This is a genomic window from Microbispora sp. NPDC004025, from assembly GCF_053604425.1.
The window spans coordinates 186,748-198,715 of record NZ_JBSGHN010000006.1 but is presented as its reverse complement, the minus strand read 5'-3'; the positions used below and the strand labels follow the sequence as shown (position 1 = coordinate 198,715).

14 protein-coding genes are annotated in these 11,968 nt (G+C 72.0%); 5 read left to right on the top strand and 9 right to left on the bottom strand.

Annotation, left to right across the window (positions count from 1 at the left end; translation table 11 throughout):
* Positions 1 to 29 precede the first annotated feature (29 nt).
* A complete protein-coding gene (locus ACWEQG_RS18275; protein ID WP_169947584.1) occupies positions 30 to 263 on the top strand; it encodes an Lrp/AsnC family transcriptional regulator in 234 nt (77 codons plus the stop codon).
* A 23-nt stretch (positions 264 to 286) separates the two neighbouring features.
* Complete coding sequence (locus ACWEQG_RS18270) at positions 287 to 742, top strand: DUF3515 domain-containing protein (RefSeq protein WP_452286035.1); 456 nt, start codon at positions 287 to 289, stop codon at positions 740 to 742.
* Here the strand turns inward: ACWEQG_RS18270 and ACWEQG_RS18265 are convergent, their stop codons facing one another.
* The 3 genes from ACWEQG_RS18265 to ACWEQG_RS18255 form a co-directional block, all read right to left on the bottom strand.
* On the bottom strand, positions 743 to 1,858 hold the full coding sequence (locus ACWEQG_RS18265; protein WP_452286033.1) for a D-alanine--D-alanine ligase family protein: 1,116 nt from the start codon (positions 1,856 to 1,858) through the stop codon (positions 743 to 745).
* Between the two features lie 75 nt (positions 1,859 to 1,933).
* Positions 1,934 to 2,941 (bottom strand): NAD(P)H-dependent glycerol-3-phosphate dehydrogenase, encoded by a 1,008-nt coding sequence (locus ACWEQG_RS18260; RefSeq protein ID WP_452286031.1) that lies wholly within the window; start codon positions 2,939 to 2,941, stop codon positions 1,934 to 1,936.
* 53 nt (positions 2,942 to 2,994) lie between these two features.
* Complete coding sequence (locus tag ACWEQG_RS18255) at positions 2,995 to 3,780, bottom strand: lysophospholipid acyltransferase family protein (RefSeq protein ID WP_452286029.1); 786 nt, start codon at positions 3,778 to 3,780, stop codon at positions 2,995 to 2,997.
* 77 nt (positions 3,781 to 3,857) lie between these two features.
* Here ACWEQG_RS18255 and cofC point away from each other — a divergent pair, with 77 nt between their 5' ends.
* Positions 3,858 to 4,499, top strand: coding sequence for a 2-phospho-L-lactate guanylyltransferase (cofC, locus tag ACWEQG_RS18250; RefSeq protein WP_452286027.1), 642 nt, complete (start codon positions 3,858 to 3,860; stop codon positions 4,497 to 4,499).
* Positions 4,500 to 4,560: 61 nt separating this feature from the next.
* On the opposite strand, the gene ACWEQG_RS18245 is transcribed toward cofC, so the two are convergent.
* A complete protein-coding gene (locus ACWEQG_RS18245; RefSeq protein ID WP_363462785.1) occupies positions 4,561 to 6,024 on the bottom strand; it encodes an MFS transporter in 1,464 nt (487 codons plus the stop codon).
* Positions 6,025 to 6,222: 198 nt separating this feature from the next.
* Here ACWEQG_RS18245 and ACWEQG_RS18240 point away from each other — a divergent pair, with 198 nt between their 5' ends.
* Positions 6,223 to 6,960, top strand: coding sequence for a TetR/AcrR family transcriptional regulator (locus ACWEQG_RS18240; RefSeq protein WP_452286025.1), 738 nt, complete (start codon positions 6,223 to 6,225; stop codon positions 6,958 to 6,960).
* Here the strand turns inward: ACWEQG_RS18240 and ACWEQG_RS18235 are convergent.
* On the bottom strand, positions 6,957 to 8,321 hold the full coding sequence (locus ACWEQG_RS18235) for an MFS transporter (protein WP_452286023.1): 1,365 nt from the start codon (positions 8,319 to 8,321) through the stop codon (positions 6,957 to 6,959). The two genes, ACWEQG_RS18240 and ACWEQG_RS18235, sit on opposite strands and share 4 nt — an antisense overlap.
* Before the next feature lie 71 nt (positions 8,322 to 8,392).
* Between ACWEQG_RS18235 and ACWEQG_RS18230 the strand changes: the two genes are divergently transcribed.
* Positions 8,393 to 8,593: a hypothetical protein gene (locus tag ACWEQG_RS18230; RefSeq protein ID WP_363462788.1), complete on the top strand. Its 201-nt coding sequence runs from the start codon at positions 8,393 to 8,395 to the stop codon at positions 8,591 to 8,593.
* Between the two features lie 122 nt (positions 8,594 to 8,715).
* On the opposite strand, the gene ACWEQG_RS18225 is transcribed toward ACWEQG_RS18230, so the two are convergent.
* The 4 genes from ACWEQG_RS18225 to ACWEQG_RS18210 form a co-directional block, all read right to left on the bottom strand.
* Positions 8,716 to 9,933 (bottom strand): RNA polymerase sigma factor, encoded by a 1,218-nt coding sequence (locus ACWEQG_RS18225; RefSeq protein ID WP_452286021.1) that lies wholly within the window; start codon positions 9,931 to 9,933, stop codon positions 8,716 to 8,718.
* A complete protein-coding gene (locus tag ACWEQG_RS18220; RefSeq protein ID WP_363462790.1) occupies positions 9,930 to 10,301 on the bottom strand; it encodes a YciI family protein in 372 nt (123 codons plus the stop codon). Before ACWEQG_RS18220 ends, ACWEQG_RS18225 begins: the two co-directional genes overlap by 4 nt.
* A 125-nt stretch (positions 10,302 to 10,426) precedes the next feature.
* Entirely contained in the window at positions 10,427 to 11,215 is a 789-nt protein-coding gene (locus tag ACWEQG_RS18215) for a hypothetical protein (protein ID WP_452286019.1), read from the bottom strand.
* On the bottom strand, positions 11,212 to 11,766 hold the full coding sequence (locus ACWEQG_RS18210) for an RNA polymerase sigma factor (protein ID WP_452286017.1): 555 nt from the start codon (positions 11,764 to 11,766) through the stop codon (positions 11,212 to 11,214). The genes ACWEQG_RS18215 and ACWEQG_RS18210 overlap by 4 nt, the downstream gene beginning before the upstream one ends.
* Positions 11,767 to 11,968: the final 202 nt, after the last annotated feature.

The window sequence follows — 11,968 nt, the reverse complement described above, 5'->3', positions numbered from 1 at the left end:
CCGGCACTGATCTCTACCCGGAGGGCGTCATGGTGCAGGCCTACATCCTTATCCAGACCGAGGTCGGCAGGGCCGCCAACGTGGCCGAGGAGATCTCCTCCATCCCCGGGGTCACACAGGCCGAGGATGTGACGGGCCCCTACGACGTGATCGTCCGCGCCCAGGCCAACAACGTGGACGAGCTCGGCAAGCTCGTGGTGGCTCAGATCCAGGGCGTGCAGGGCATCACCCGTACACTGACGTGTCCGATCGTCCACATCTGAGCGGGACACGAGCCGGGGAGACGATGCGCAAGGCGAAGGGGCCCGTGGGCACGACGCCGGGAGTCGCGATCGTGGCGGCGCTCGCCCTGCTCGCGGGCTGCTCGTCCACCGTCCACGTGGAGCCGCCCACGCCGTCCGGCGAGGCGGCCGCGGCCTGCCGCACGCTCGACGCGGCGCTGCCGAAGACGCTCGACGGTCTCGGCCGGACCGCCTCCGAGCCTCCCTCGCCGTACGTCGCGGTCTGGGGCGACGGCCAGATCGCCCTGCGCTGCGGCGTGCCCCGGCCGGCCGCGATGGAGCCGACGGCGGAGGTCGCCGACATCAACGGCGTCGGCTGGTACCAGGATCCGCGCCGGCCGGCGCTGTTCACGTCCACCAACCGCGTGGCGTACGTCGAGGTGACGATCGGGAAGGACCACCAGCCCGGGGCCGTGCTGGTCGACCTCGCCGGGCCGGTCAAGTCGAGCATCCCCGAGTAGTCACCGCAGGCCCGCGGGCCGGCGCAGCGCGAGCTGGATCAGCCGGTCGACCAGGCCGTCGTACGGCAGGCCGGTGGCGGCCCACAACTGCGGCGCGACCGACGTCGACGTGAAACCGGGCATGGTGTTGATCTCGTTGACGAGCACCTCACCGGACGGCGTGTAGAAGAAGTCGACCCGCGACAGGCCCTCGCAGCCGAGCGCCTCGAACGCGCGCACGGCCATGGCGCGCAGTGTCTCGGCCACCTCGGCCGGGATGTCGGCCGGTGCCTGGAGCGCCATCTGCCCGGGGTGATACTTGGCCTCGAAGTCGTAGAACTCCTGGCCGCCCTCCACGAGCACCTCACCGGGGACGCTCGCCTCGGGGGCGGCGTCGTCCAGCGACTCCAGCACCGCGCACTCGACCTCGCGGCCGACGATGGCGGCCTCCACCAGTACCTTCGGATCGTGCTCGCGGGCGAGCTCGATGGCCGCTTCCAGCGACTCGGGATCGTGCGCCTTGGAGATGCCCTGCGACGAACCGGCCCGGGCCGGCTTGACGAACACCGGCCAGCCCAGTTCCTCGATCTCCTTGAGCACCCGGCCGCGGTCGAGGCGCCAGTCACGGTCGCGTACGACCACGAACGGGCCGACGGGCAGCCCGGCCGCGTGCAGCACGAGCTTCATGTAGGCCTTGTCCATGCCGACCGCGCTGGCCAGCACGCCGGAGCCCACGTAGCGGACCCCGGCCAGCTCCAGCAGGCCCTGGATCGTGCCGTCCTCGCCGTACGGGCCGTGCAGCAGGGGGAAGACGACGTCGACCCGCCCGAGCGCGTGCGGGATCTCACCGGGCTCCAGGGCCACGAGGGTGCCGGAGTCCCCCGGCAGCGCGAGCGCGGTGCCCGAGTCGTCCACGACGGGCAGGCGACCCGACTCGATCGCGTAGGACTGGGTGCTCGACGCCAGCACCCAGCGCCCGTCCTGGGCGATGCCGATGGGGATGACCTCGTACTTCGACCGGTCGATGACCTCCAGCACACTGCCCGCGCCCATCAGGGACACGGCGTGCTCGGAGTTGCGGCCGCCGAAGACGACTGCCACGCGCACGCGTGACGGGGACTCGCGATCCTCATTCATGATGCCCGAATCTACCGTGTTCGAGGCGCAAAACGGCTTGTCAGCCGCGCGCGTCGTCGGGGTCCGAATCCCTGATCAGACGCCGTAGCGCTCCGGTTTGGGGGTGCGCGACATCAGCAGCACCGCTGCCTCACCGGGAGTCATGCCGTCGTGGACGACGCCGACGACGACCTCGGTGATCGGCATCTCCACGTCGTGCTTCCTGGCCAGTTCGAGCACCGACTCGCACGTCTTAACGCCCTCGGCCGTCTGTTTCGTCGCCGCGACGACCTCGGCCATCGTCATGCCGCGGCCCAGGTTCTCGCCGAAGGTGCGGTTGCGCGACAGCGGGGAGGTGCAGGTGGCGACGAGGTCGCCCATGCCGGCGAGGCCGGCGAAGGTGTGCTGGTCCGCCCCCAGCACCGCGCCCAGCCGTGCGATCTCGGCCAGCCCGCGCGTCATGAGCGTCGCCCGCACGTTGTCGCCCAGGCCCATGCCGGCCGCGACGCCGACGGCCAGCGCGATGACGTTCTTGACCGCGCCGCCGAGTTCGACGCCCACGACGTCCGGGTTCGTGTAGGTCCGGAACCACGGCAGGTGACACGCCTCCTGGAGCCGGACGGCCACCTCCTCGTCGCGGCAGGCGACGACGGCCGCGGCGGGCTGCCGCTGGGCCAGCTCGGGGACCAGGTTGGGCCCGGAGACCACGGCCACCCGCTGCTCCGGCACCTCGGCCACCTCGCAGACGACCTCGCTCATCCGCTTGCAGGTGCCGAGCTCCACCCCCTTCATGAGGCTGACCAGCACCGCCTCGGGCGGGATGTGGGGCTTCCACACCTGGAGGTTGCCGCGCAGCGTCTGGGACGGCACCGCGAGGACCACGAGATCCGCGTCGTCCATGGCCTCGGCGGGGTCGGTCGTCGCGCGGATCGTGTCGGGCAGCCGGGTCCCGGGCAGGTATTCGGGGTTCTCCCGGGTCTCGTTGATCGCGTCGACGATCTCCGCCCGCCTGCCCCACAGGGTCGCGGGGGTGCCGGCCTCGGCGAGGATCATCGCGAACGTGGTGCCCCACGAGCCCGTTCCGAAAACAGCCGCCCTGCTCACTGGCCGCACCACTCCTCTTGCTCCGCGCGCTCCTCCCTCACCGTACGCCCCGCTCAGCCGTTGGCCGCGTTCTTCGGGTCATAGGGGACTTCCGGCGCCTTCTCGTCCCGAATCTCGGCGAGCAGGCCGGTGATGGCGGCGGTGATGTCCGCAGTCGCCTCGCGCAGGACCGAGCCGCGCATGGGCTGCCCGGCGTACTTGGACAGGTCGACCGGCGGCCCGGCGAGCACGTGGAAGCTCTTGCGGGGCAGCAGGCGAGGCTTCTTCGCTCCGTACGGCAGCAGTTCCTGGGCGCCCCAGTGGGCGATCGGGATGACCGGCACGCCGGTCGCGAGGGCCAGCCGGGCGACACCGGTCTTGCCGGCCATGGGCCACAGGTCGGGGTCACGGGTGATCGTGCCCTCGGGATAGAACAGGATGCAGGCGCCGCTCCGCAGCCGCTGCTCGGCGATCTTGAGCGACTGGGTGGCCTCGGTGCTGTTGCGCTCGACCGGGATGGCCTGGAGCTGGGTGACGGCGTGACCGAGTCCGCGGATCCGGAAGAGGCCCGCCTTGGCCAGGATCGTCGGCCACCGCCCGTTGTTGTACAGGTAGTGCGAGAGCAGCACGGGGTCCGACCATGACAGGTGGTTGGCCGCGATGATCAGCCCGCCGGTGCGGGGGATGTTCTCCCCGCCGCGCCACCGCCGCTTCACGAACAGGCGTGAGAGCGGCTTGACGACGACGACCGCGAGCGTCTCCCAGAAGCGCGGCGGCCGGCCGGCACGGCGGCTCACCACGGCGGGGGTGGGCACTGCGGGGGCGTTCGGGTCGGACGAGGGCTCGCTGGGGTGGCTCACAGGGTCTCCAAATCACCGGGATCCGGCACAAGTCTCCCGGTTGGCCATGGGCGATGTCGAGGCGGGATGCTACAGGCATGCACCTCGCGCGATGGTCAATAGTGGTCCCGGTGAAGACCTTGATCCGGGCCAAGACGCGGCTCGCCGCGGCGGCGGGGCCGTACCGGACCGATCTGGCGGTCGCGGTGGCCTCCGACACCGTGTCGGCGGCGCTGCGGTGCCCGCTCGTGGCGCGCGTGGTGGTCGTGACGGCCGACCCGCTGCCCGCGCGGCGGCTGGCCGCGCTCGGCGCCCACGTGGTCGCCGACCCGGACCGGGGGCTCAACACCGCCCTGCGGGCGGGCGCGGAGGAGGCCGTACGGCTCGCGCCGGACGACGCCGTGGGCGCCCTGCAGGCCGACCTGCCCGCGCTGCGGCCCGCGGAGCTGGAGACGGTGCTCGCGGCGGCGCTGGAGTTCGACCAGGCGTTCGTCCCCGACGCGGCAGAGGTGGGCACGACGTTCTACGGCGTACGGCCGGGCGTGCCCTTCCGGCCGGGGTTCGGCGGCGAGTCGAGGGCCAGGCACCTGTCCCGGGGGGCCAAGGAGCTGGCCCCGCCCGACATCGCCTCGGTGCGCAGGGACGTGGACACGATGGAGGACCTGCGTGCCGCCCTGGCCCTGGGCGTCGGCCCCGCCACCGCGGAGGTCGCCGCCCGGCTGTCCCCGGCGCCCGGCTGAGCCGCGAAACGCGACGATCACGCCGGCCCCCGTGCCGGCGTGATCGTGTCCGCTGTCGTGGTCAGTGGGCCGCCTCCGCGTTCTCCCGGGCCTGCCGGGGCAGGAGGAAGGCCACCGCGAACGTCACCACGAGCATCCCGGCGACCACCCAGAGGGTCACCTTGATCGCCTGGTCGAAGCTCCCGGCGCTCGGCACGCCGCCGAGCAGGTCGAAGAAGACCGTGCCGAGCAGGGCGTAGCCGAACGCGCTGCCCAGCTGCTGCACTGCCGTCAGGGTGCCGGACGCGGAGCCCGTCTCGTGCTCCTCCACACCGGCCAGCACGATGTCGAAGAACGGCGACATCAGCAGGCCCATGCCGATCCCCGCCACCACGAGGGCCGGGGCGAGCTGCCAGGGGTTGGGGTGCGTGCCCGTGATGTTCAGCGTGAGCAGGACGCCGGCCACGCCCAGCGCCATGACGAGGGTGCCGCCCTGGAGGAGCTTGCGCCCGAACCTCTGCAACGGCTGCGCGAACCCGAAGCCGACGATCATGCCGGCCGACCACGGGGCCATCGCCAGCCCGGCCTTGAGCGCCGAGTAGCCGAGCCCCATCTGGGTGTAGAGGTTGAAGACCAGCATGAACCCGGCCATGCCGGAGAAGAACACGATGCCGGTCAGCAGGCCGCCGGTGAACGCGCGCTTACGGAACAGGCTCGGCACGATCAGCGGGTCGCCGCCGGAACGGCTGCGGCGCGACTGGAACAGCCCGAAGACGGCGAAGACGACGACCGATGCGACGAGCATGGCGAACGCCCAGAGCGGCCAGCCGTGCTCGCGGCCCTGCACCAGCGGGAAGATCACCAGGAAGCCGCCCAGGGACGCGAGCGTCACCCCGCCCATGTCGAGGCGCAGCGGGTGCGGCGACCTCGACTCCGGCAGGAAACGCATTCCGGCGGCCAGTGCGGCCAGGCCCAGCGGCAGGTTGACGAGGAAGATCATCCTCCAGCCGGTGCCCCAGAAGTCGGCTTCGACCAGCCAGCCCGCGAGGATCGGGCCGCCGACCGCGGACAGGCCCATGACCGGCCCGAACATGCCGAACGCCTTGCCCATCTCCGTCGGCGGGAACATCTCCTTGATCATGCCGAGTCCCTGCGGCAGCATGACCGAGCCGAACAGGCCCTGGATCACCCGGGCGCCGATGAGCACCTCGGGCGACTGGGCGACGGCGCAGAGCAGGGACCCGGCAGTGAAGCCCGCGGCACCGATCAGGAACATCCGCTTGCGGCCGAAGATGTCCCCCAGCCTGCCCCCGGTGATCAGGCCGACGGCCATGGCCAGGGTGTAGGCGGCGCCCATCCACTGGATGGTCCCCTCCGAGCCGCCGAGATCGGCGCGCATGCTCGGCGCCGCGATGTTGGTGACCGTCGCGTCGAGGAGGTCCATGACCTCCCCGGCGAGGATCACGAAGAGCGCCGCCCAGCGCCAGCGGTACGGCGCTCGGGTCGCCGGCGCCGCCGGCGCCGTCGCGGTGATTGGTTCCGACATCACCCCTCCTTGGGAACTGAACAGTGTTCATAGTAAACTGAGCGCTGTTCTACCACCGATCACTGTTCACCTACAAGTTCGATGTTCACCACGATATATCTCGTTTGTCGCGTCGAAAAGATATATCTCGTTAGGAGAGCAGTGTTCGTGAACACGAAGCGGTGTTCACTAGCATGGGCGGAACAGCGGGAGGTCCTCATGACGCAGCCGGACATGCCCACACCGCCGTGGGAGCGTCCGCCCAAGCGACGTACGCCGGCCAGGGTGCCCCTCACCCGCGAGCGGATCGTCGACGCCGCCTACACGGTCCTCGACCGTGAGGGCTACGACCGGCTGAGCATGCGGCAGGTCGCCGCCGAGCTCGGCGTCGCCGTCTCGGCGCTGTACGTCCACGTACGCGACAAGGACGAGCTGCTGCAGCTCATGTACAACCGCATGTTCGAGGGCTACGAGCTGCCCGAGCCCGACCCCGGGCGCTGGCAGGAGCAGATCAGGGACTTCGCCCGCCAGGGCCGCCGCAGACTTCTCCGTCACCGCGACGCGGTCAAGATCTCCCTTGGCCGTGTGCCCTTCTCGCCCGAACTGCTCCCCCATGTGGAGAAACTGCTGGCCGTCTTCGCGGCGGCCGGCCTGCCGAGAGAGGTCATGGCCATCGCGGGCGACCTGCTCTCGACCTATCTGGACGGGTTCGTGCTGGAGGAGGTCCTCTGGCAGGACCGCTATCCGGAGAGCGGCGGCAAGGCGCCGCAGGAGATGCGGGAGGAGATCGAGGGCTACTTCGCCTCGCTGCCGGCCGACCGGTTCCCGAACCTGGTGGCGCTCGCCGACATCATGGTGGACGAGTCGAACGACTACCGGTTCGAACTCGGCCTGGAGATCATCCTGCGCGGCCTCGCCTCCTACATCGCCGGGCCGGACCCCGACGAGGAGAGCTAGGAGACCGCGCGGACCCGCGGTGCCAGCAGGATCGGCAGGTGGGCGAGCGTGTAGGCCCCGCAGGCGGTCCAGAACGCGACCCGCACCCCGGCGAGCTGGCCGAGCGTGCCCGCCAGCAGGCCGCCGAACGGCATCCAGCCCCACATCAGGAAGCGCATGGTGGCGCTCAGGCGGCCGAGCAGGTGCGGCGGGCAGATCGACTGGCGGTAGGCCCCCTGCGCCACGCTGAAGACGGTGGTCGCCACCCCACTGGCCGCAAGGGTCACCGGCAGGATCAGCAGACGCCACCCGGCCGCCGTCAGCGCCAGCGGGGCGGTGCACAGCGTGGCCGCCCACGCCGCCGCGTACATCGCCCGGCCGACGCCCAGGCGGGCCGCGACGCGCGGGGCGAGCCAGGCCCCGGCCACCCCGCCGACCGCGCCCGCCGACAGCAGCGTGCCGTACGCACCGGGGCTCGTGCCCACCTCGCGGACCAGGTAGAGCGGCACCGTGGCCGACCACAGGCCGAACGACAGCATGGTCAGCGCCCCGACGGCGGCGACCCGGCGCAGGACGGGCTGCCCGGCGACGAACCGGAGCCCCTCCATGATCTCCGAGCGCAGCCCGGCGGCCCGAGGGCCGTCCGAGGTCTCCCGCTCCGGCACCGCGTCCGGCGCGTCACCGGTCCCCGCGTCAGGGACCCGTACGGCGGCCGCGCCCGCACGCGCCCCGGCCTCCACTCCCGCACGCGCCCCGGCCTCCACGCCCCCACGCGTCCCCGCCCCACGCCGCTCGTCCGCGCGTACGCCGAGGAGCAGCAGCCCGGACGCCACATAGCTGAGAGCGTCGGCGACGACCGCGATCGGGGCGGTGAGGGCCTGCACCAGCCAGCCGCCGAGCCCCGGGCCCGCGAGCTGGGCGAGTGACTGGTTCGCGGCGAGCGTGCCGTGCCCGCGGGCGAGGTCCTCCCGGCCCACGATGGACGGGAGATAACTCTGGTGGGCGACGTCGAAGAAGACCGTGCACAGCCCGGTGAGCAGGGCCACCGCGTACATCTGGGGCAGGCCGAGCATCCCGGCCGCGGCGGCGGCCGGGACCGACAGCAGCGCCACCGCGCGGACCACGTCGGCGGCGACCAGGACGGGACGGCGCCGCATCCGGTCCACCCAGGCTCCGGCGGGCAGGCCGACCAGCAGGAACGCCGCCATCTCCGCGGCGGTGAGCAGCCCCACCTGGAAGGGGCTCGCGTGCAGCGTGATCGCCGCGGTCAACGGCAGGGCGACCAGGGAGACCTCGCTGCCGAGCTTGCTGATCGCGTCCGCCCCCGCGTAGCGCCGGAAGTCCCGGGCGCGCCACAGGCTTCTTCGCACCCCCGCAGTCATCCGGACGATGCTGGCACCGAGGTGCTTAGCCAGTCAAAGGATTTGCGGACCGGCAGGGGTAGGCTTGCGCCGTGCAGGCGACGGTGCAGAGCTTCGATCCCGCGACCCGCTCGGGCTGGGTCTTCCTCGACGACGGCACCCGAGTCCCCTTCGAGGGCGAGGCGTTCGACGCCGGCCCGCTGCGGCACCTGCGCCCCGGCCAGCGGGTCGCGCTCGTCATGGCGGACGGCCGCGTCACCTACGTGACGCTCTCCACGTTCCCGACGCCCTGAGTTTCCCGGCGCCCTGAGTTTCCCGGCGCCCTGAGTTCCCGGCGCCCTGAGTTCCCGGCGCCCTGAGTTCCCGGCGCCGTGCCGCGACTGGCACCCGTCACCAGCAGAAGGCCCGGGCCGGGCTACGATCTGGTCCTCAGCCGACCGGCCCGGGACTCCAGGTAGCGCTGCTCGGCGATGCTGGCGGTGGCCTTCGCGGCGCGCCGGTAGTGCTCGTACGCCCCGGCCGTGTCGCCGGTCTGCTCCAGCAGATGCGCGCGTACGGACAGCAGCCGGTGATGCCCGGCCATCCGCTCGTCGCCGTCCAGCGTGGACAGCAGGGCCAGCCCGGCCGCCGGGCCCTCCACCTCGGCGAGCGCGATCGCCCGGTTGAGGGTGACCATCGGGTTGGGGGCGATCCGCTCCAGGATCAGGTAAAGGGCGTGCACCTGCGGCCAGTTCGTCTCCTCGGCCGTGGCCGCGTCGGCGTGCGTGGCGGCGATGGCGGCCTGCAGCTGGTAGGGCCCCAGCGCCGGACCGGCCAGCGACGCCTTCACCAGCTCGACGCCCTCGTCGATCAGCCCGCGGTCCCACTTCGCGCGGTCCTGCTCGTCCAGCGGCACCAGGTCACCGGCCGCCGTCGTACGGGCCTGCCGGCGGGCGTGGGTCAGCAGCATCAGCGCGAGCAGCCCGGCCACCTCGCCGTCCCCAGGCAGCTGGGCGTGCACCATCCGGGTCAGCCGGATCGCCTCGTGCGCGAGGTCGGCGCGGTGCAGTTCGCGGCCCGATGAGGCGGTGTAGCCCTCGTTGAAGATCAGGTAGAGCACGTGCAGGACGACCCGTAGCCGCTCCTCGCGCTCCGCGCCGTCCGGCAGGACGAACGAGCCGCCGGCGGCCCTGACGCGCTGCTTGGCCCGGCTGATCCTGGCCGCCATCGTGGCCTCCGGCACCAGGAACGCGCGGGCGATCTCGGCGGTGGTCAGGCCACCGACCGCCCGCAGCGTCAGGGCGGTCTGGGTGGCCGGGGTCAGCGTGGGATGGCAGCACAGGAACAGCAGGACGAGCGTGTCGTCGGTGGCCGGCACGTCCTCCGGCCCCACGTCGGCGGCCGTCGCCGCCTCCCGCTCCCGGCGGGCGTGGTCGCTGCGCATCTGGTCGATGAGCCGCCGGGACGCGACGGTCATCAGCCAGCCGCGCGGGTTGTCCGGCGTTCCCTCGGCCGGCCACTGCACGGCGGCGGCGAGAACGGCCTCCTGCACCGCGTCCTCACAGTCCTCGAACCGGCCGTGGCGCCGTACCAGCGCGCCGAGGACCTGCGGCGTGAGCTCACGCAGCAGGTCCTCGGCGACCGGTGCTGTCATGCCTCCAATTGTCCGTCGGCGAACATGACCTGCCGCACCTCGATCCCGAGACCCTCGATCGCGGCGTCCGGGATCCGCGCCGCCAGCTCGATCGCCCGGTCCTTGTCCTCGCAGTCGATCAGATAGAAGCCGCCCAGGTACTCCTTGGACTCCAGGAAGGGTCCGTCGGTGACCACCGGCTGGCCGTTGCGCACGGACACCACCGCGGCCTGCGACGGGTCGGCCAGCGCCTGCGTGCTGATCAGCTCGCCGGACTGCTTCAGCGCCTCGATGAACCTGCCGTGCCCCTCGCCGATCGCCGCCCTCTCCTCGTCGGTCAGCGCGTCCAGCACGGCCGGGTTGATATGCATGCTGATCAGGAACTTCATCTCGTTCTCCTCCGTGGTGTGCGGGCCTCCGCCGGGCCCTTCCACCGGTTGGTCGGAGCGACCTTCTTGGTCTTGACACGGATGCGCGTCAAAAAACTTTCCGCCGCTCCGACCAGCCGGCATCGTCACCCGTGGGCCGTGGTCATCTCCTTCACCGACGCCTCATCGGACTCCGCGTCCACGAGTGTGCAGGGCGCGATCGGGCTGCCCGCCTTGGCCAAGTAGGTGCCGAGTGTCCAGACCAGCCCCGGATGGTTGCCCGGCCGGAACTCCAGCACCAGCGTCTCTCCCGGACGGATGTACTTGGGGGAGATCACGAAGGTGTCCCGGTCGATGGGCCGGGCGGCGTCGCGGGAGCGCCAGTTCTCCGGCTTGTCGAACTCCCTGCGCTCTTGTTCGGTCATGTTCGCGGTGCTCGGCGGATCGTAGGCAAGGTCCGCGCCGGCGAAGCGGCCGGGGGCGCACTGCTTGCCCGCTTCGGTGAACGTCACGTCGGCCTGGATGCCGGCGTCCTCGAGCTTGGCCTCCAGCTCGTCCGGCTCCCGGAACTCCTTGACCATCACCTGGATGGTGCCGTCAGCCTGCTTCACCACGGCGTACGCCGCGTTCTGCGTGCCGCCGAACAGCGGCACGGCGACCAGCGCGGCGGCGACGCCCGTGACCGCCGCCCCCGCCAGCAGGCGGCGGCGCAGCGGGGAAGGGCCCTGCCTCGGTGCCGGCGCGGCGGATGCCGGGGAGGGGTGCGCGAGTCCCGGGCCGGCGGTTCGCCTGCCGGGCAGCCAGGACGGGCGGCGGTGGGCGGGCGGCGTCGCGACGATCTCCTCCAGAAGTACGTTCATGCCCTGGCGCAGGGCGGGCTCGTCCTGATGGGCGGCCGGGTCGACGGCGGCCAGCATGCGATCGATCTTGTTCATCGGGTCTCTCCTCGCAGTGGTTTCATCACGGGAACCTCGTCCGCGGCGCCAAGCAGCCGGGCCAGCCGCTTACGGGCCTTGTGCAGCCGGAGCCGGGCGGCGGTGCTGCTGCAGCTCAGCACTGTGGCGATCTGGGGGCCGGTCAGCCCTTCCCAGGCGGACAGGGCGAGCACCTCCCGGTCGGCCGGGCTCAGGAGGGCGAGAGCGGCGCGGATCCTCTCCGCATGGTGATCGAGGGGCGCGGGAGCCTCCTGACGCACGGCCAATTCGTCACGCAGCCGCTCGGCCAGCGCACTGCGGCGCGACTGCCCGCGCCGGTGATTGGCCAGCACGCGGCGGGCCGCGCCGTACAGCCACAGCAGCGCCGCATCCCCGTCCGGGATGTCGTCCATTCGCCGCCACGCGGCGAGAAAGGTCTCCGCGATCACGTCGGCGACGTCGTCGACCGACTCGGTACGGCGTAGCGCGTAGCGGTGCACCGCGGGATAGCAGGCGCGGTACAGCGCCTCGAAGCGATCTCGCATGCCGGAGGGTGCGCGCGGATCTTGCACAGGTGTCTCCTCGTCGAAGGCCGCCGAAACACCTCATTAGGTGTCCGGCACCTCCGGCAGTGTTTCCCGCCCTGCTCACCCGCACATCGATCGCGATGGCGGCGTCCAGGTCCGTCGGGCCCGGTGTCCCCCGGCGTTCACACCGAGGGCGATCGAGGCGAGAGCGTCACCGGGCCCGCGACGTGATCCTGGTTCCGGCCCT